At 66.8% G+C, this 18,412-nt stretch carries 16 protein-coding genes; 9 read left to right on the top strand and 7 right to left on the bottom strand.

The window, feature by feature from the left end; all coding sequences use genetic code 11:
* Window positions 1–821, top strand: an 821-nt coding sequence (locus DYI42_RS19670) for a hypothetical protein (protein ID WP_213548278.1), incomplete at its 5' end; no start/stop codon positions are given.
* Window positions 822–969: 148 nt separating this feature from the next.
* On the opposite strand, the gene DYI42_RS19665 is transcribed toward DYI42_RS19670, so the two are convergent.
* The 4 genes from DYI42_RS19665 to DYI42_RS19650 form a co-directional block, all read right to left on the bottom strand.
* Window positions 970–2,241 (bottom strand): O-antigen ligase family protein, encoded by a 1,272-nt coding sequence (locus DYI42_RS19665; RefSeq protein WP_213548277.1) that lies wholly within the window; start codon window positions 2,239–2,241, stop codon window positions 970–972.
* On the bottom strand, window positions 2,238–3,689 hold the full coding sequence (locus tag DYI42_RS19660) for a hypothetical protein (RefSeq protein ID WP_213548276.1): 1,452 nt from the start codon (window positions 3,687–3,689) through the stop codon (window positions 2,238–2,240). The genes DYI42_RS19665 and DYI42_RS19660 overlap by 4 nt, the downstream gene beginning before the upstream one ends.
* 127 nt (window positions 3,690–3,816) lie before the next feature.
* The gene (locus DYI42_RS19655; protein WP_213548275.1) at window positions 3,817–4,740 is read right to left on the bottom strand and encodes a hypothetical protein; all 924 of its coding nucleotides are present in this window, start codon (window positions 4,738–4,740) and stop codon (window positions 3,817–3,819) included.
* 74 nt (window positions 4,741–4,814) lie between these two features.
* Window positions 4,815–5,432, bottom strand: coding sequence for a response regulator transcription factor (locus DYI42_RS19650; RefSeq protein ID WP_213548274.1), 618 nt, complete (start codon window positions 5,430–5,432; stop codon window positions 4,815–4,817).
* A 233-nt stretch (window positions 5,433–5,665) separates the two neighbouring features.
* On the opposite strand from DYI42_RS19650, the gene DYI42_RS19645 reads away from it, so the two are divergent.
* From DYI42_RS19645 to DYI42_RS19630, 4 genes are all read left to right on the top strand, one after another.
* Complete coding sequence (locus DYI42_RS19645; RefSeq protein WP_213548273.1) at window positions 5,666–7,045, top strand: WecB/TagA/CpsF family glycosyltransferase; 1,380 nt, start codon at window positions 5,666–5,668, stop codon at window positions 7,043–7,045.
* A gap of 41 nt (window positions 7,046–7,086) precedes the next feature.
* Complete coding sequence (locus DYI42_RS19640; RefSeq protein WP_213548272.1) at window positions 7,087–7,974, top strand: UTP--glucose-1-phosphate uridylyltransferase; 888 nt, start codon at window positions 7,087–7,089, stop codon at window positions 7,972–7,974.
* A 101-nt stretch (window positions 7,975–8,075) separates the two neighbouring features.
* On the top strand, window positions 8,076–8,582 hold the full coding sequence (locus tag DYI42_RS19635) for a molybdopterin-dependent oxidoreductase (protein WP_213548271.1): 507 nt from the start codon (window positions 8,076–8,078) through the stop codon (window positions 8,580–8,582).
* Window positions 8,583–8,630: 48 nt separating this feature from the next.
* Window positions 8,631–11,186 carry an ATP-binding protein gene (locus tag DYI42_RS19630; RefSeq protein WP_213548270.1) on the top strand — a complete coding sequence of 852 codons (2,556 nt, stop codon included), beginning with the start codon at window positions 8,631–8,633 and terminating at the stop codon, window positions 11,184–11,186.
* Between the two features lie 7 nt (window positions 11,187–11,193).
* Here the strand turns inward: DYI42_RS19630 and DYI42_RS19625 are convergent, their stop codons facing one another.
* The gene (locus tag DYI42_RS19625; RefSeq protein WP_213548269.1) at window positions 11,194–12,393 is read right to left on the bottom strand and encodes a polysaccharide biosynthesis/export family protein; all 1,200 of its coding nucleotides are present in this window, start codon (window positions 12,391–12,393) and stop codon (window positions 11,194–11,196) included.
* Window positions 12,394–12,594: 201 nt separating this feature from the next.
* On the opposite strand from DYI42_RS19625, the gene DYI42_RS19620 reads away from it, so the two are divergent.
* Genes DYI42_RS19620 through DYI42_RS19605 form a run of 4 tightly spaced genes read left to right on the top strand, consistent with a single transcriptional unit; the run spans window position 12,595 to window position 16,741 of the window.
* Window positions 12,595–13,833, top strand: coding sequence for an oligosaccharide flippase family protein (locus tag DYI42_RS19620; protein ID WP_213548268.1), 1,239 nt, complete (start codon window positions 12,595–12,597; stop codon window positions 13,831–13,833).
* A 3-nt stretch (window positions 13,834–13,836) separates the two neighbouring features.
* Entirely contained in the window at window positions 13,837–14,757 is a 921-nt protein-coding gene (locus tag DYI42_RS19615; protein ID WP_213548267.1) for a glycosyltransferase family 2 protein, read from the top strand.
* 23 nt (window positions 14,758–14,780) lie between these two features.
* Entirely contained in the window at window positions 14,781–15,758 is a 978-nt protein-coding gene (locus DYI42_RS19610) for a glycosyltransferase family 2 protein (RefSeq protein ID WP_213548266.1), read from the top strand.
* Entirely contained in the window at window positions 15,755–16,741 is a 987-nt protein-coding gene (locus tag DYI42_RS19605; RefSeq protein WP_213548265.1) for a glycosyltransferase, read from the top strand. The genes DYI42_RS19610 and DYI42_RS19605 overlap by 4 nt, the downstream gene beginning before the upstream one ends.
* A gap of 87 nt (window positions 16,742–16,828) precedes the next feature.
* Here DYI42_RS19605 and DYI42_RS19600 read toward each other — a convergent pair whose 3' ends face one another.
* Both DYI42_RS19600 and DYI42_RS19595 read right to left on the bottom strand, forming a co-directional pair.
* Window positions 16,829–17,311, bottom strand: coding sequence for a recombinase family protein (locus DYI42_RS19600; RefSeq protein WP_213548264.1), 483 nt, complete (start codon window positions 17,309–17,311; stop codon window positions 16,829–16,831).
* A 436-nt stretch (window positions 17,312–17,747) separates the two neighbouring features.
* The coding region (locus tag DYI42_RS19595; protein WP_213548263.1) for a hypothetical protein at window positions 17,748–18,412 on the bottom strand (665 nt) is incomplete at its 5' end.

Here is an 18,412-nt window from a genome sequence, read left to right as displayed (position 1 = left end):
TGGCTATCGCCATTACGAGCGCGCAGGCCACAGCTGAAGCGGCTCAACTCGGCGAGCAGCATTTCGAACCCGGTGAGCATTTGGATCCTATTGCCGGTGACGACGTGAGAGCGCGACTGATTGCGGCAGCACTGAAACTGGAAGGCACTGCGATAATGGACCTTGGGCGGATTGCCCGCATCCGCAGCCGGCCCGCTTCGGTGGCGCTGCCGGCTCCGCAGAATTTCGGGACCTGCATTGAACATGTCATGCAGATCACCCGCAGTGTCCCGGAGTTGGCTCACTTTCCCGGCCCTACCAGATTTCGCGAAATCGACCCATCGGCCCGGACAGCGCTTCCGACGGGCGCCTGGCACGTGTGCGTTCCCGGTAGCGACCGGCGGCCACTGCCGGGAGATCTCTTTGTGCTTACCTTCCTCGAAGATGTTTTTCATGACGAAAGCCCTGCGCGGCTCAGGTACGGTAAGGGCTGGTTCAGCCACATCGGTGTTTTTGTCTCTACTGCTCCACGCGCGGGCGAAATTTCGATCGCCGAAGGTTGGGAGGACTGGATAACTTCGGACGGCGGGGGCGTCCTCGCACGGTCGACCGAGCGGGTTTTCGATCCGACCGGCTGCGTTATCACCGGAGCGGACGGTCGCCCCAGAATGCTCTCGGGCTGGATCGACATCGTCAGTTATACGGCAGCCAGTGACACCGCTTCACCGAGCGGGCGGAGGAGGGGATGGGTCTCGGGTCGAACCTTCTCTCAACCTTTGGTCGTCGTTACAAATCAGGCGGATCGCGGTTCGACCGTCAGCCGGTTGAATCGAAACGCATAACGAAACGGAGCGAGAGCACTTCATCCCCAATTCGATTCTGCCTGCATACGCGTCGCAGCCAAAGTCACACGTCTCGCATGCCGGCCACCCTGGCAGCGCAAATGCGCTACCAGTGGTAGAGTTTATTGCAAGCTGCCAAGGCAATCACTCAGCGAAACTGAGCGTGCGCATTGATGACTTCACGCATATGCACCCCGAGCAGCACGAGGCCGGGCCAAAGCATGTAGGCTTCGATCTCAATGTTCTCGCCGAAGGAGAGCAGCACCATCGTCATCAGGATACCAAGCGGTAGCCTCCCGCGCGGGTGGCGCGCGGCGTCGATGAGCGCGAAACCCACGTGCCACGCGAGCGGCACCAGCAGCGCGAAGAACCCGACCAGCCCCTTCACGAAGAGCAGCCCGAACCAGGTGTGGTGGCTGCCGATCGGCATGTATTCCACCGCGTGCGAGCCGGGATGCACCGTGCCGTGCCCGAACCAGGGAGCCTCGTTCTCCCAGCGTTCGCGGGCGATCCGCTGGAGCGTCTCGCGCACCCGCGTGCTGTCGGCCCGCGCGCCCTTGAAGGCCGAGACGGCATCGGCCGCCAGCGTCATCAGGGTGGTGCCGACGACTGCCAGCGAAGCGGTCAGCGCCGCCGTGACCTGCCACGCCCAGCCGCGCAGGATCAGTGGCAGCATCCGCGGGGCCATGGTACAGGCCACCAGCCCCACTAACCCCATGCGGGACTTGGAGGCGAGGATCATCAGCACCCCCGCCGCCACGCCCGCCGCCATCCAGCGGCGGTCTTTCTCATCGAGCGCGAAGAGCACCATGATCACCCCGAGCAGCGCTGCGAAAGGCGACCACGGGGCGTAGAACTGCCAGCGCGGCGTCCAGCTCGCCGGGTCCCAAGTAAAGAAGAACACGCTGAAATACTCCGGCCCCGGCCCGCCGATGGCCTTGAGCGGCGAGGTGAAGATGCGCTCGGGCAGGCCGATGTAGGGGGCGGCCAGCAGCACCGGCGCCAGCGCCAGCGTCCAGAGCCCGACCACGCATTGCCCCCGGATCAGCACCTCCCGGCGGATCTGCAGCACCGCCCCGGCCAGAGGAAACAGCGCCAGAAGCGCCCAGCCCTTAGCCCAGCCGATGGAGCTCTTGATCGTCTGCTTCAACCCCAGCCCCCAGTCGAGGTGCCCGGCCCAGAGGGCGACGAGCATAACGGCCATGCCGATGAACCACGCCCAGACGAGTGCGGGCACCGGGCCGGTCGGGCGCAGGTCTTCGCGCATTGCGGGGCCGAGGTAGAGAGAGAGAGCCGCCAGCCCGCCCAGCAGCCAAGCCAGCACCGGCCCGACAACATAGAGCGCGCCGAAAGCATAGAACGGCCAGGTCCAGACCAGCGTCTTGTAGACCATCCGCTCGGGGCCGGTGAGCCCGGTCATGCGCGCGCATCCGGGCCGGGTTCGGGCCGCGCCAACAGGCGGCCGATCAGGGCCCCGCGCATCCAGCCGAGCAGCAGGCCCAGCAGCATCATGAAGGTCGCCGCCACGCCCGCGGCCAGAGCCAGCTTGCGGTTGGGCGACGAGGGCTTCTCGGGCAGCGAGGGGTTCTCCAGCACCTGCACCAGCGGGTAGGAGGCGTAAACGTCAGACTTGGTCGACTGAGCCTTGGCGATGGCGCTTGCAAAGACCGCCTCGGCCACGGTGAAGTCGCGCTGCAGGTCCTGCAACCGGGCGGCGGGAGCGGCCAGCCGCTTCTGCTCGGCCAGTTCGGCGTCGAGCCGGGCCGAGAGCGTCTCGTGCTGCCGGGCCACGCCCGCGCGCTCCGCCTCCATCCGCACCAGTTGGGCCAGCAACTCGGCACGGGCGCCATCGGGCGCGAGATCGAGCGCGGCCAGCTCGGCCTCGCCCAGCCCGGTCACGGCAATCGCACGGGCAAGAATCGCACCCCGCGCCGAAGCATGGGCCGCACGGGCTACTTGCACCTTGGGGTGACCCTCGCCGTAGGCCGAGCGTGCCTCGGCCAGCGCCGCTGCATGGGTGGCGGCCTCTTCGGTGAGCGCGATGAACTCGGCATCGGCGTAGAGCTTCAGCGTTGCCGCGGCGGCACTTGCGGGCACACCCAGCGTGGCTTCGAGCGCGGTCATGCTCTGGATCTTCTCGCTCAACGTGGCCTCCACGTCACGCACCCGGCTCTCCAACTGGCGGGTTTCCTCTATCATCGCGTCATATTGGCCGGGCGAGATCAGACCGGTTTCGTCTTGCAGAGCGGCGATGTCCTCCCGGGTCGCGGCCACCGAGCTTCGATATTCAGAGATCGCAGCAAGGCCGCTGTCTTCCCGCGTGGCCATCTCGTCGGCGCGCAGCGCGTCGATCTCGGCGAAGAAGGCCGCGATCAGCGCATCGCCCCGCGCCTGCGCCGTCTCCGGGCTGCCGCCGGCCATTTCGACGTGGATCAGGCTGGTCTGGTCCACGAGGTTGATCCGCGGCGCGCCGAACTCGCGGCGGGTCATCCCCATCGCGCCCGCGGCGGCATCCACGATCCGGTCGGCCCCGATCAGGCGCTTGTAGGTCTCGGTCGGGCTGACCGCGTTGCTGGCGAAGGCGGAGTTGGCATAAGACGAGGCCTGCCCGATCCCGTTGAGGTTCATCGAGGCCGAGGCGCCCGAGCCGGGGAGGATCAGCGAGGCCGTGGATTTGAAGGTGAGCGGCGCGGTGCGCAAATAGCCCGTGATCGGCGCCCAGATCAGCGCCCCGCCCATCAGGGCGAAGGCAAGATAGCGCGGGAAACGCCCGAGATCACCGATGCGTCCGCCCAGCAGAATGCGCTTGCCGGTCAGGCGGCGCTTGCGGGCGGGCTTGGCGCTGTGAAACGTGTCTTGCAGGGTCATGGGGCGTCTCCTTCAAGGCGGACCATAGAGGGAGAGGCCTGGCCGCGCCCCTGCGCGGGCGGGGAGGTGCGAGGGGTATCGGGGAGCGGGACTATCCGAAGGGGTAGGTCAGCCTCCTCGCGGCCGACTACGGCCGTGGGCGGGCCAGCATCACCCGCCAGCCCTTGGAATGCTCTGCCGAGGTATAAAACAGGTAGGGCGCGCCGGTTTCGGGATCGTATGTGATCGACGGCGCGATGATCTCGTCAACCTCCCAGGCATCCCCCGCCAATGTCAGCAACGGCTCAGGCAGGCTGGTCCACGGCCCGAATGGATCATCGGCACAGGCGGCAAAGACACCCTCCCGGCCATCCTCAGCCTCACGTGTTGCGACGGCCACGAAACCGCCGTCCGGCCGGGCGGTGATTTGGCCCTCCATGCCGATCGGCACGTCGGTTTGCGCCACGCCTTGCCATTCCACACCCTCGAGCGAAGCGGTTGCGGTGAAGCTCCAGACGGCGGTCACGTCTTCCAGACCGTTCCAGCCAAGGTAGGCAATGACCAGCCCGCCCTCATGCGCAACGACCGAGGGGGAGGTGACCAGGTAGACGTCATGCCGACCGGTCGGGCCGCGCCGGATGACAGGCTCGGGCTGAATCGTCCACGGGCCGGTCAGGGCCTCGGCGCGCGCGAGGTAGATATCAGAGTGATACGTCGCCCCGTCTTCGTAGCCGATAAAATAGATCCTGTGGTCTGTCGCTGAGGCGCGAAGATAGAACGCCGTCTCCTTTTCTGCGATGGCGCCCGGCTGTTGGGACGGGCCGAGCAACACGCCCCACTCCTCCCAGTTCTCCCAATCCCTGCTGAACGCGAGCTTGATCGAGCTGTGAGCCTCGTCGTCACCGCTGTAGATCATGGCCAGTTGCCCGTCATCGGCCACGAACACGTGCGGATCGCTCGCCGCTTCGTAAAGCCCGAAGAAAAGCCTGTCTCGATAGACAGGGCCGTCATGGCGGACCCAATCGGAGGGCAGGCAGGCCGAAGCCTGGACGCTGGGGAGCACGAGCGCCACGCCCAGCACCGCGGAGTGCAGAGGCGTCAGCGAAACCGTCCGCCCTGACTGCCCGCGATGGTGCCGCACGGCCCTCAAAACAACCCAGCCTCCCGGGCCATCAGCGCCGCCTGGGTGCGGTTCGACGCCCCCACCTTCCGGTAGAGGGTTTTCATGTGCAGCTTGATCGTCGGCTCGGTGATGTCGAGGTCGCGGGCGATTTCCTTGTTGGACTTGCCCTCGGTCAGCCCCTTGAGCACCTGCAACTCGCGGGGCGTCAGCTTTTCGGCCATCGGATGGGTCGGGGTCTCGTCGGCGGCGGTCATGAAGTCGATGGGGGCGTATTGCTCCCCCATCGCCATAAACTTCACCGCGTTGATCATCGACTTCGCCGGCAGGGTCTTGGGCACGAAGCCCGCCGCGCCTGCCTCCAACGCCTTCTCGGCGATCTCCTTGGTGGCCTCGCCCGAGAGCAGCGCCACCCGCTGGCCCGCGCCCAGCGCCATCGTCGCCTTCAGCCCGTCGAGCCCGTTCATGCCCGGCATGTTCAGGTCGAGCAGCACGAGGTCGAAGGGCGTATCGGCACCTTCGATCAGCTTGTGGGCCGCGGGCAGATCTGGCGCGGTTTCGGTTTCGATGTCACCCTGGCTCTGCAGGAACATCACGAGGGTGTCGCGCAGAAGGTCATGGTCATCGGCAATCAGAACGCGCATCGGAGGCTCCCGGGTTTCCGCACTGGTAGAACGCTTTGTCGCATATCTAACCCGCAGGCGGACCGAAAGGCACGGAGAATTCGGCCAGCCACTATCTCCTTCGGATAGGTTTCCGCGCCACTGGTAATAACCGGTTAACCAACGCGCCGCGCACCTCTCCTCCCGCTCCGTTGAGCCGGGACGAGGTCAACAGGCATCAGATGGCAAGTTCCTGAAGCACAAGGATTTGCCCGATGAAAGCCGCCACGTTCGATCTGCCCTGCACCGCCGTCACCCCGGCCCTGCCCACCGTCAATCTGCCCGCGCTGGGCCTTGATCTGGTGGATGCCACACAGGCACAAACAATCGCCGCCCTGCTCGCACCGGGCCGCCGCCGCGCCTTCTTCATGAACGCGCATTGCTGCAACATCCGCCGCCGCAACCGCGCCTACCGCGAAGCCGTGGCGGGGGCCGACGTGCTGCTGCCCGACGGGATCGGAGTGGAACTGGCGGGCCGGATGACCGGCCAGCGCCTCACCGCCAACCTCAATGGCACCGACCTCGTGCCAGCACTGCTGGAACAGGCCGCCGCTCAGGGCAAGTCGGTCTATCTCTTCGGCGGCAAGCCAGGCACCGCGCGTGCCGCCGCCTCCGCCCTGCAGGCCCGCGTCCCCGCGCTGCGGATCGCTGGCACCCGCGACGGCTACGACGGCGCCGCCGATGCCGACACCGTGGTGGATGACATCAACGAAAGCGGAGCAGACATCGTGCTCGTCGCCCTCGGCGTGCCGACGCAGGAGCTCTGGCTGCACCGCCACGCCTGGCGGCTGAATGCCGACCTGACCCTCGCGGTTGGCGCGCTCTTCGACTTTCTCGCAGGCAACGTCAGCCGTGCGCCCCAGTGGGTGCGCAAGGCCCGGGCCGAATGGGTCTGGCGGCTGGCGCAGGAGCCGCGCCGCCTTGCCAAGCGCTATCTTGCGGGCAACCTCAGCTTCCTCACCCACGCTGCCTTCAAGGCCTGGGGGCCGGAGAGCTTTGCCGCCGTGCAACGCCGGTTTCTCGATGTGACCCTTTCGCTCACCGCACTGGTGCTGCTCGCCCCGGTGCTGGCCGCCACCGCCATTGCCATCAAGGCCGACAGCCGGGGGCCGGTGTTTTTCCGGCAAACCCGCGTCGGCCACAAAGGGCGCGAGTTCACCATGCTGAAGTTCCGCTCGATGGGCGTGGATGCCGAGGCCCGCCGTGCCGCGCTGCTGGTCACCTCCGACCGTGAGGGCGTCTGCTTCAAGTCCAAGGCCGATCCGCGCATCACCCGCGTCGGCCGCTTCATCCGCCGTTTCTCGATCGACGAGTTGCCGCAGATCCTCAACGTGCTGAAGGGCGAGATGGCCATCGTCGGTCCGCGCCCTGCCCTGCCCTCCGAAGTGGCCGCCTACCCGCCGCGCGCGTTGGGCCGCCTCGCCGTCAAGCCCGGCCTCACCGGGGTCTGGCAAGTCTCGGGCCGTGCCTCCGTCGGCTTCGACAAGATGGTCGAGATGGATCTCTCATACGCCGCCTCGCGCACCCTGCTGCTCGACCTCTCCCTCATCGCCCGCACCTTCGGCGCCGTGCTCGGCGGCCGGGGCGCCTACTGACCCAACCCCACCCTCATTTGCTCACCGAAAGGACCCCTGCCATGACCCACATTCGCAAAGCCGTCTTCCCCGTCGCCGGAATGGGCACCCGCTTTCTGCCCGCCACCAAGTCGATCCCCAAGGAGATGCTGCCGCTGGTCGACCGCCCGCTGATCCAATACGCGGTGGACGAGGCCCGCGAGGCCGGGATCGAGGAATTCATCTTCGTCACCGCCGCCGGTAAAGGCGCGCTGGAGGACTACTTCGACACCGCCGCCGCGTTGGAACAACGTCTCGAGGCCGCCGGCAAGGCCGATGCCCTGGCCGCGCTGGAGCGCACCAGTATGCCCGAAGGCGCGCTCAGCTTCCTGCGCCAGCCCAACCCCCGCGGCCTCGGCCACGCCGTCCGGCTGGCCCGCAAGCTGGTCGGCGATGAGCCCTTCGCCGTGCTGCTCCCCGATGACGTGATCCGCGCCCGGCGCGGCGCGCTGGCCCAGATGGTCGAGGCCCACGCCCGCACCCGCGGCCACATGGTCGCCATCATGGACGTGCCGCGCAGCAAGGTCTCCGCCTATGGCGTGCTCGACGTCGCAGGCCAGAATGGCCGCGTCTCCATCGCACGCGGCATGGTCGAAAAACCGCGTGCCGAGGTGGCCCCCTCCACCAGCGCCGTGATTGGCCGCTACATCCTCGAGCCGTCGATCTTCGACAAGCTCGAAACCCTCGGCCCGGGCGCTGGCGGGGAGTTGCAGCTCACCGATGCAATCAACGCAGACCTGCCCCTGGCGGGCGTCCATGGCTACGCTTTCGAAGGCGAGCGGTTCGACTGCGGCTCTATCCAGGGCTTCGTTCAGGCCACCGCCGCCTTCGCGCTCGATCGTCCCGAACTGGCGGGGGAGCTGCGCGGCTTTCTCGCCGAGCGCAGCGCGCCCCTGCGGCAGGTCGCCTGAGCCAACCCTATCCCAAAGGATAGGTCTCTATCCGCCTGACCCTTTGGGTCGGGCGGGTCATACGTGAGATAGAGTGCCAGAGGAAACCAAGGAGCACCGACATGCTGCGCACACTTATCCAGTCGCTGGCGATTGCCGCTTTCACCGCCCTACCGCTCGCCGCAAAAGAGCTTGCCACTCCCGAAGGCGATGTGCTCCTCACGGTCTCCGGCGAAATCACCAACACCAACGCCGGTGAAAGCGCCCAGTTCGACCTCGCCATGCTGGAGGCGCTCGGCACCGAGACCATCGAGACCACCACCATCTGGACCGAGGGCACCAACACCTTCGAGGGCGTTTCGCTGAAGATGCTGGCTGAGGCTGTGGGCTTTGAGGGTGCCACCCTGCGCGCGACGGCGATCAACGACTATGCCGTCGAGATCCCGCTCACCGATGCTGTCGAAGGCGGCCCGATCGTGGCATATCGGATGAACGGTGCGGAGATGTCGGTGCGTGACAAGGGGCCGCTCTGGATCGTCTATCCCTACGACGCCAATGCCGATTATCGCACCGAGGTGATCTACTCGCGCTCCATCTGGCAACTCGACCGCATTGTCGTGACCGACTAAGGCTGAACCGGCCGGCGGCGCCCGCGCCGGCCCACTGAGGAGCCGCCCATGCCCGGCAAACCGCGCCGTACCAGCCGCTTGCGTGCCATCGCCTCCGCCCTCGCGGGGGCGCTCTGCATTGCAGCGCTTGTCTACCTCTCGATCAACGTGGCGCGCGATCTGCGGCTGCTCAACTCGGCCAGCTCTGACAACGTGCAGTGGACCCTCTCGCAGGCCGAGGTTGAGTTTCTCGAGTTCCAGATGCACCTCGCCGCCCTGCCTGGGGACGAAGCCGAAGAGCTGCGGGCGCTCAGGCGCGAGTACGATATCTTCTACAGCCGCATCACCACGCTGGAGCAGAGCGCGATCTACAGCGAGCTGCGCAGCGAGCCGGAATTCTCGCGCAACCTGCGGATCGTGAAGACCTTTCTCGACCGCACCGTGCCGCTGATCGACTCGCCCGATGCCGAACTGGCCGGCGCTGCGCCCGAGTTGCTGGCCCGCACCGTGGAGGTTCGCCCCAACGTCCGCGCGCTGGCCAACTCGGGGCTCAACTACTTTGCCGTCGAGTCCGACCGGCGGCGCGACAACGTCGCGGTCACCCTTACCCAGCTTGCCGTGGGCGTCACGGTGCTGGTGCTGGCCCTGCTCGGATTCGCGGCTTACCTCAACCACCTCAACCGCCAGAACGTGCGCCGCCGCCGTGAGGTGCTGGAAAGCGCGCAGCGAATGAACGTCGTTACCTCTACCGCGCTCGACGGGGTGATTGTGGTCGACCGGTCCGGCACCGTGCTCGACTTCAACGCCGCCGCCGAGCAGATCTTCGGATATCAGGCAACCGAGGCGCTGGGGGCCAACCTGGGCGACCTGATCGTGCCCGAGCAGTATCGCGAGGCCCATGACGCGGGCATGAAACGGATGCGCGAGGGCGGCGAACAGCGGGTGGTCGGCAAGGGGCGGGTCAAGCTGGAGGCGCGGCGCAAGTCCGGAGAGGTCTTTCCGGTCGAGTTTGCCATCCAGTCCGCCGAGACCGATGAGGGCACAATTTTCATTTCATTCCTGCGTGACATCTCGCACCGGGTGCAGGCCGAGAAGGAGCTGGTCGAGGCGCGCGACCGGGCACTGGCCGGCGAGAAGGCCAAGACCGATTTTCTTGCCACCATGAGCCACGAGATCCGCACGCCGCTGAACGGTCTTCTGGGCAATCTGGAATTGCTGGAGGGCACCCGCCTCACCGCCCGGCAAGACCGCTACATCAGGAACATGAACACTTCGGGCAAGCTGCTGATGAGCCATATCTCGGACGTGCTCGACATCACCAAGTACGACGCCGGGAAGCTCCGCCTGCGGCCGGTGGCTATGAACCTCAGCACCTTGCTACAGGACATCGTCGACAACCAGAGCGGCGCTGCGCTGGCGCAGGATACCACGCTGGAGTGGGGTTGGTCTGGGCCGCAGCTTGACTGGATCAGGGCCGACCGTGACAAGCTGCAACACGTGCTGATGAACGTTATCGGCAACGCGGTGAAGTTCACCCGGGGCGGTCGGGTGACAGTGGAGGCCGAGCAGGTGGACGGGGCGGCGGGGCCGCAGCTGCAGATCACCGTCAGCGACACCGGCATCGGCATGAGCTCGGAATTGCAGGCGCATATCTTCGACGATTTCATGACCGGCGACACCTCCTATGACCGCGAGGTGGGCGGCACCGGCCTTGGCCTTGGAATCGCGAAGCGCTTCGTCACCGCGCTCGGCGGCGAAATCGAGGTAGAGAGCGAGGAGGGCGTGGGCAGCAGTTTTCAGGTCCGTCTTCCGGTCGAGCCCATCGCCGCGCCGGGGCCCGAGGTCGCCGCGCGCAAACCGCGCAGCGTGGCGGCGGCCAGCAGGGTGCTTCTGGTCGAGGACAACGAGATCAATCGGGTGGTCGCCCGCGAGATGCTCGAGGCTGCCGGACACAGTGTGACCGTGGCGCACAACGGGCGCGAAGCGGTGGAGCGGGCGGAGGCCGAGCCGTTCGACCTGATCCTGATGGATATTTCCATGCCGGTGATGGACGGGCGCGAGGCCACCCGCACCATCCGTGCGGGCCACGGCCCCTGCGCCCGCGTGCCGATCATCGCGCTCACGGCAAACGCGGTGGCCGAGGAGCAGGAGGCGTTTCTCGCGGGCGGGATGGACGACATCGTGACCAAGCCACTCTCCCGCGCGGCGCTGGAGCGGGTGATGGCCGATCACATCGGTGCGGCCGCGCCGGGACGCGGGCCGGAGACCCCCGCTGTGGCAGGCAGCTACATCGACGAGTTACGCGACACGCTGGGAGTGGAGGCGCTGGGCGGGCTGCTGGACCGCTTCGCTGAGGAAGTCGAGGCGCTACTCGGCTTTCTGGAAAGCTCGGCCGAAGAAGATTTGGTAGAGACCGCCGCCCGCACTCACAAGATCGCCGGCAGCGCAGCCACGCTCGGCGCCGTTGCCCTGCGATCTGCCCTGGTGGCAATCGAGGAGGCCGCAAAAACGGGTGATGGCGCCGCCCTGCGCGACGGCATCGCCGCCCTGCCCCGGGTCTGGTCCGAAACCCGCCCTGCCCTCGTAGCCGAGCGCCGCAAAGCCCCCCGCTCGTCCGCACCCTAGACCGGGCTCAGGGCCGCAGGATCCCCAGCACCCGCCCGATCTCGGCCACGTTCGTCACCGTACTGTCGTAACAGGCGATGGAATCGCCGGGCAGCAGGAAGGGGTCGTAGTCATCCCGGTCGGCGCGGCGCAGCAGGTTCTCGATATCCCGCTCAATGACCACGGAGACCTTGGTGATCGGGTTGCGCGAGAACAGCACCGACGAGCGGTTGGCGCTGGTCGCCCGTGCTCCACCAACGCAGTTGGTGTTCACCACTGCCTGCAGGTAGCGCGTTCCATAGGGCACCTCGCGGGTTTCCCGCCCGATGGCCGAGGGCGCGTTGCCGGTGGCGGGCTGGGTGAGGTTGGACAGGAACAGCGAAATCCCCGGCGGGCTGATCGGGCTGGGGCGCATCAGGTCTTCCTGAAAGCAGCCGCGGCTCGGCACGTTCACCTCGTCGCCGGTGAGCAGCATGATATCCACCGCGTTCTGCCCCTCGAAGACGCCGCGCATGTCGAGCGTGTAGAGCGTGCCGCCGCGGCGCACCTCGACGGCGGAGATATCGGCGTCGGGGCGCACGCCGCCTGCCGCGCGCAGCGCGGCGGAAAGGTTGCGCCCCTCGGTCGAGGCACCCAGCGCCTGCTGGCGGCGGCTGTCGACCTGGTCGCCCGGCACCCCGCCGATTTCCACCGCGCGGGGCTCGAAGACGGCACCCGAGACCCCCACAGTGACGGAGGCAAAATCGGCCACCCGCACCGAGATGCGCGGGGTTTCGGCAAAGAAGTCTCCGGCGAGGAGCTGGCGGGCAATGTCGGCCTCGACCTGTGAGGTTAGCCTCCCCTGCGCCGGGATCGGTGCAAGAAAGGGCAGCTTCAGCGTGCCGTCGCGCGAGACCACGTAATCGCCGTTGAAGGTTTCATCGTCACCGACGCGGATATCCACCAGATCGTTCCGGGTGAGCCGCTCGCCCCGCAGCGCGGAGGCCGCCGTCGCGCCGCTCGCCTTGCCGCCCGCACCGCCCCGCGGGGCGCGGCACTTCTGGGCGTTGATCGTGGCCGACCGCAAGAACTGCGCTTCATCCCGGGTCACATCGGGCTGACGATACTGCGCCTGATAGGCATCGCCCTGCGCGACCGGCTCGAGGTTGTCGGGCGTATCGAGTGCGGCGCACCCGCTCAGGGCCAGCGCGGCAACCAGCGCCGTGGAAGACTTGAATACCTGCACCATCACTGCTTTCGCCTTGTCGCCTGCGGTTGAGTGATTGTTACGTCCTTCCCCCGCCCGGGTCGAGGGAGCGTCGGGCGCGGGCACCCTATCCGTTGGGATATGGTGCACAACTGTTGCGCCCTTCGCCTCTCCTTGGGCGCGCAAGACGGCAGCAAACCGCTGGCCTAGACCTTGGTTACCAACCGCCAAGGGACCAGACAGATGCTTACCACTCACGGAACATCTCGTATCGTGCACAACCTCCTCGCCTACGGGGCGTCGGAGGTTGCGGCCAAGGTCTCGCGGCTGTTGGTGGTCGTCGCCGTCGCCCGAACGCTTGATCTCGAGCAGATCGGTGTGGCGGCGGCGGCTCTCGCAGCGGCGGACATCCTGAAGTCCCTCACCGAGAACGGCGTCGGCCAGCGTATCATCGCCGCGCGCGACGACGAGCTGGAGGCCACTTGCGCCACTGCCCACCGCATCTTCTGGGCCTGGTGCCTCGGCCTCTTCCTGCTGCAATCGGCGGTCGGCCTCGCGCTCTATTCCGCCGGCGGCAGCCTCACTCTCCTGCTGCTGATCCTCCTGCTGGCGGGCGAATACCTCTTCATGCCGGGCGGGCTGGTGCAAACGGCGCTGGCCATGCGCGCCGGCAAGCTGCGGCAGACGGCAGCCATCTCCGGCGGCCAGATCGTGGCGGCCAACTTCATGTCGGCGGCGCTGGCGCTGGCCTGGCCCTCGGCACTGGCGCTTATCCTCCCGCGCCTGCTCACCGCGCCGTTCTGGCTCGTCGCCATGCGCCGCCTCCACCCGTGGTCCCCCGACCCGTCCGCCCCCCGGGCTCCGCTCGCGCCTTTCGCTCGTTTCGGCGCGGCGGTGCTCGGGGTGGAGCTAGTCAAGGCGCTGCGGATGCAGGCCGACAAGCTGATCGTCGGCACGCTGATGGGCGCGGAGGCACTGGGCCTCTACTTCATGGCCTTCAACGCGGGCCTCAGCCTCGCCACCTCCTTCTCCACCGCCTTCTCCACCGTGCTCTTCCCGCACCTCTGCACCAGCACCGACCGTGCGCAGGCCCTGCGGCAGGCGATGGTGCTGGGCCTCGGCCTCATCACCCCCGCCGTGCTGGCCCAGGCACTGCTGGCCCCGGTCTACGTACCGCTGCTACTCGGCGCGGGCTGGGAGGAGCTGCCGCAGATCGTCTCGATCCTCTGCCTCGTCGCCATCCCCACCACCCTCTGGGCCGCCGCCGCCGGCTGGATGCGCGCGCAAGGCCGGGCTGGCGCCGAGTTCCGCGTGACCGCGCTGATGACCGCCGCGCTCATGCTCAACACCGCCGCCCTCGCCCCCTTCGGCCTGCTGCCCGTTGCCACCGGCTACGCGCTCACCGCTACCGTGGTGATGGTGCTGGCCTCGCTTCCCGCCCTCCACGCGGCCTTCGCCCGCCGCCACCTCGCAAAGGTCTGACCCATGCCTGCCATCTCCATCGTCATCCCCTGCTACAACGCCGAGGCGACCATCCTCGCCACGCTTGAAAGCCTGCTGCGCCAGAGCTTCTCCGACTGGGAGGCCATCTGCATCGACGACGGTTCCACCGATGGTACCATGACCCTCGTGCGCTCCGCCGCGTGGCAAGACCCGCGCATTCGCCAAGTCGCCAACCTCGGCAAGGGGCCCAGCGTGGCCCGCAACGCGGGCGTGTTGCGCGACGCCACCGCGCCGCTGATCGCCTTCTGCGATGCCGATGACCTCTGGCACCCCGAGAAGCTGGCACAGGTCGTGGCGGCCTTCGACGACGAGACCACCGAGGCCGTCTATGGCCGGATCGAGTTCTTCCGCCACGTGCCCGGCGACAGCCTCGTGCGCTCCACCGTGCCCGCCGGGCCGCTCACCGTCCCGATGCTGCTGGGCGAGAACCCGGTCTGCACCATGTCCAACCTCTCGGTCCGGCGCGAGACCTTCGCACAGACCGGCGGGTTCGACAGCGCGATGGTCCACAACGAGGACCTCGAATGGCTGATCCGGCTGGTGGGCGACGGTGCCCGTGTCATCGGCCTGCCCGCGCTGCACACCTACTACCGCACCAGCACCGGCGGCCTCTCCACCAACCTCACCGCCATGGCCGCAGGCCGCGCCACCGCGCTCGAAACCGCTGCCCGCTACGGCTTTGAACCGGATGAAGAGAGCCACGCCATCCACGCCCGCTACCTCGCCCGCCGCGCCCTGCGGCTTGGGGGAGACCCGCGCGAGGCCCTGCGCCATGCCCTTGCCGGCCTCCGCCACAGCCCGGCGGGCTTCTTCTCTCCCGCGCGCCGCGGCGCGCTCACCCTCGCCGGAGCCGCCCTCGCACCCGTCCTGCCGCGCCCCCTGCGCCGCGCCCTCTTCTCTTGATCGCCCGCCAGAAAGGCCCTCCCATGACCCTCGCCTCCATCATCGTTCCCGCCTTCAACGTCGAAGCTACATTGGCCGAGACCCTGACCGCGCTGCTCGCCCAGACCCATCCCGACTTCGAGATCATCGTGGTCGATGACGGTTCGACCGACCGCACCCCGATGATCGCCCGGCGCTTCACCCGCGACGCTCGTGTGCGCATTGTCCGCCAGGCCAACCGTGGCCTCGCCGGGGCGCGCAACTCGGGCATCTCCGCCGCGAAGGGCGAGATCATCGGCTTCTGCGACGCCGATGACCTCTGGCACCCCGAAAAGCTGGCCCGCCACGCCGCCCACCTCGCTGCCAACCGGGAGGTCGGCGTCAGCTACTCCGGCTCAGTCCTGATCGACGAGGCCTCCCGCCCCCTCCGCACCGCTCAGCGCCCGCGCCTCACCGGGGTAGATGCCAGCACCATCTTCAAGCGCAACCCCATCGGCAACGGCTCCGCCCCGGTCATCCGCCGCACCGTTTTCGACGAGATCGGCTACGTGCCTCGCCAAGAGCCCGGTCGTACATGGTTTTTCGACGAAACCTTCCGCCAGTCGGAAGATATCGAATGCTGGCTCCGCATCGCCCTCTCCACCTCCTGGCGCTTCGAGGGCATCGAGGGGTTGCTCACCCGCTATCGCGTCAACTCCGGCGGCCTCTCTGCCAATACCGAGCGCCAACTGGCCGCCTGGGAGCGGATGGTCGACAAGCTCGCACCCCTCAACCCGGCCTTCTTCGAGGTCAACACTCGCGCCGCCCGCGCCTACCAGTTGCGCTATCTCGCCCGCCGGGCCATCTCCGACCGGGACGGCGCGCGCGCGCACAGGCTGATCCGCGCCGCGCTCTCCAACTCGCGGCTGCCGCTGCTCGAAGAGCCGGGCAAGACCCTCACCACCCTCGCGGCGGCCCTCGTGTTTCGCCTGATCGGCTCCGGCCGAAAGCCCGCCACGCTCAGCGCCGAGCTCGCCCGATGACCCGCCCCCGGATTCTCCACCTCGTCGATGACGCTACCGCCGGCGGCGTCATGCGCGTGCTCGACTACCTCGTCACCTCGCCCGAACTGGCTGAACAGGCCGATCACACACTGCGCCACGTCCCCCGCGGCAGCCTGCGCCTTGGCCGCCTCGATGCGGATATGATCGTCTCTCACCTCGCGGTGAGCTGGCGCACGCTACCCATGCTGGCCCTGCTCCGACTGCGGAACCCACACGCCCGGCTGGTGCATGTCGAGCACAGCTATACCGAGAGCTTTGTGGCACACTGCGTACGCCGAAAGGGCCGCTTTGCCCTTCTGCTCCGCACCGCCTACAACCTGTTCGACCGGGTGGTCGCCGTGAGCGAAGCGCAGGGCGAGTGGCTCGTCCGGAGCGGAGCCGTTCCGCCCCATCGCCTGTCTGTTATCCCGTCCTGCGTCGATCTCACGGACTTCCGAAACCTGCCCCGGCGCTCCGGCCCGGTCCGCGCCTTCGGCGCAATTGGCCGGCTCGACCCGCAGAAGGGCTTCGACACGCTGATTGCGGCCTTCCGAACGATCCCACGTTCGGATCTTTCTCTCCACATCTACGGCGAAGGCCCGGAAGAGGCGCGGCTTCGTTCCATCGCATCTGGTGATACGCGCATCGTCTTCGAAGGCCGGGCCGACACTCCGAGCGACGCCTTCGCCGCCGTCGACGCCGTCGCCATGCCCTCCCGCTGGGAGGCTTACGGCCTTGTCGCAATCGAAGCCCGCGCAGCAGGGCGCGCTCTGCTGGTGCAAGCCGTAGACGGTCTGACCGATCACCTGCAGCTCGGAGCGCACACGGCCAAAAATCGTACAAGCGCCGCATGGGTCGAGTTGATACAGGCGGTCGCAGCTGGCGCCCCGGAGCCGCCCGCTTCCGACCCGATGTCCGTCTATCAACTTGACGAACGCTTCCTGAGGGCTTGGAACGAACTCGTCGCCGAGGTCCGGCTCTAAGGAATGCGAACCACGTATCTATTCCTCTGTGTCGAAACAGATCTAGAAGTGTATCGTTGAGTCAAGCCGCGAACGGCTGCGCCAAGGTTACGTTTTTCGTGACGTGGCGAGCCGCAGCACCAAGCCTCTCACATTCGACACCTGCCACCGCCCTTCCCGCCGGGTGAGGATCCCGCGCGCATTGAGCTGCGCGGCAATCGCCCGGAGCGACACATGCCCCTCCGCCCGGATCGCAGCGACCACCTCCGCCAGTCCCGCCGCAAACTCGTCCGCATTGCGAGAGACCGCTGCTCGAAGCGCCAAGCCGCCCTCCCCTGCCCGCCGGAGGGCCGCTGCGCCGTTGGGGTTGCCCAGCTTCACCCCGCGGGCCTTGGCGGCCGCCAGCGCCTCCTTCGTGCGCCGGGAGATCGCTTCTCTCTCCTGCTGGGCGACGAGGGCCATGATGCCCACGGTCAGGTCGTTGAACGGGCAGAGCTGCTGCGGCGAGCGATCTGCGATGACGAACTGGTTCAGGTGGTTGGTCGGGGCGGGGGGGTGAACCGGACGGTGGCGGCTCCGCTTGATGTGCATGTCCTGGCTGATGTCGCGCTGCCGCTAATCTACGACGAGATTACGGTCTGGGAGGCCGTGAAGCCGGACCTGTTCCAGCGGATGTTGTTGGCAGGGGTGGCAGTGGATAGTCCCGGGGACGCAGCCATACTCCAACCCGTCCTGTTCACCAGCAGCAACCAGGCAAAGCAGGCATTCGAAGCGGCGCTATTTAAGTGTCAAACCCCTATGTATGACTCTTATAGGGAAATGACACTTAAATCGGCTGCCTACCGACGTGCCGGACGCGGCCGGGGCTGGCAGCGGGTGTGGTGGATCGGATATGGCGGCGAAGGCGCGATGCGGTCGCGGATTGAGGGAGTGCTGGGTCCCTTGGCCGAGTGGCGGGAAGGCTGATAGCGTCTCGCGATCGCGGCGGAGGTGCGCTTGGAGTGTGTGCCCTCGACCTTACCGTTTCTCACTTTGTTGCTGTAATGAGTACTTCGCCGATGTTCTTAATGGACAGACTTGGGACGCCATTCTTGACCAGAGCGTCAATGAACTTTTTCGACCAGGTGTCCACACCGCTTCCAAATATATTGATTTCAATCCGTCCGCCTTTTTTCAGTACTCTCACCGTTGCTTGGGCAAGTCTTTGGGGGTCCACCGAAGTCGGTATCTTTGAAGCTACGACTTTGTCGATTGAGTTGGGGAGGAACACGCTGTCCATCTCCTCGCCGCCGACCTTTACCAGATTTGGGATGTCGGCAGGCCGGCCCGGAGTCACGTTGTTGACGTTAATGGCATGAGACCATGCCTTTATCTCGTGCTTAGCGGCTTCTCCTCCAACATTTACAACCACCTCCCTACCCTCTTTTCGGAGGGCGCTTACCAGAGCCCGAGCCTGGCCGGGGCTCAGATGACTGGCAATCTTTGCTGCGACCCGAGTTCGGAACAGAACCTTGATCCCGCTTGCGGCAAGTCTTACGGAGAGCTTTCCAAGGAGGCCAATTCCAGTAATGAGCAGCAGAATGTCGTCGGCCTGTATTGCTGACGGTAATATATTGTAGCTTTCAAACGAAAGCACTGCCAGTATGCTGCCTTCTGGGTCGAAAAGGACGGTGTACCAATCATCCATCGTTC

The organism is Vannielia litorea (assembly GCF_018424695.1).
Classification (GTDB): domain Bacteria; phylum Pseudomonadota; class Alphaproteobacteria; order Rhodobacterales; family Rhodobacteraceae; genus Vannielia; species Vannielia litorea_A.
The sequence above is the reverse complement of the archived record's forward strand: the minus strand, read 5'-3'. Positions and strand labels throughout refer to the sequence as shown.

What these genes read in the sequence shown, in the direction of transcription:
- DYI42_RS19665 (WP_213548277.1), bottom strand. Translation starts at nt 2,241, where the DNA reads ATGACCGGGCTCACCGGCCCCGAGCGGATGGTCTACAAGACGCTGGTC.
- DYI42_RS19660 (WP_213548276.1), bottom strand. Translation starts at nt 3,689, where the DNA reads ATGACCCTGCAAGACACGTTTCACAGCGCCAAGCCCGCCCGCAAGCGC.
- DYI42_RS19650 (WP_213548274.1), bottom strand. Translation starts at nt 5,432, where the DNA reads ATGCGCGTTCTGATTGCCGATGACCATGACCTTCTGCGCGACACCCTC.
- DYI42_RS19645 (WP_213548273.1), top strand. Translation starts at nt 5,666, where the DNA reads ATGAAAGCCGCCACGTTCGATCTGCCCTGCACCGCCGTCACCCCGGCC.
- DYI42_RS19640 (WP_213548272.1), top strand. Translation starts at nt 7,087, where the DNA reads ATGACCCACATTCGCAAAGCCGTCTTCCCCGTCGCCGGAATGGGCACC.
- DYI42_RS19635 (WP_213548271.1), top strand. Translation starts at nt 8,076, where the DNA reads ATGCTGCGCACACTTATCCAGTCGCTGGCGATTGCCGCTTTCACCGCC.
- DYI42_RS19630 (WP_213548270.1), top strand. Translation starts at nt 8,631, where the DNA reads ATGCCCGGCAAACCGCGCCGTACCAGCCGCTTGCGTGCCATCGCCTCC.
- DYI42_RS19625 (WP_213548269.1), bottom strand. Translation starts at nt 12,393, where the DNA reads ATGGTGCAGGTATTCAAGTCTTCCACGGCGCTGGTTGCCGCGCTGGCC.
- DYI42_RS19620 (WP_213548268.1), top strand. Translation starts at nt 12,595, where the DNA reads ATGCTTACCACTCACGGAACATCTCGTATCGTGCACAACCTCCTCGCC.
- DYI42_RS19615 (WP_213548267.1), top strand. Translation starts at nt 13,837, where the DNA reads ATGCCTGCCATCTCCATCGTCATCCCCTGCTACAACGCCGAGGCGACC.
- DYI42_RS19610 (WP_213548266.1), top strand. Translation starts at nt 14,781, where the DNA reads ATGACCCTCGCCTCCATCATCGTTCCCGCCTTCAACGTCGAAGCTACA.
- DYI42_RS19605 (WP_213548265.1), top strand. Translation starts at nt 15,755, where the DNA reads ATGACCCGCCCCCGGATTCTCCACCTCGTCGATGACGCTACCGCCGGC.
- DYI42_RS19600 (WP_213548264.1), bottom strand. Translation starts at nt 17,311, where the DNA reads ATGCACATCAAGCGGAGCCGCCACCGTCCGGTTCACCCCCCCGCCCCG.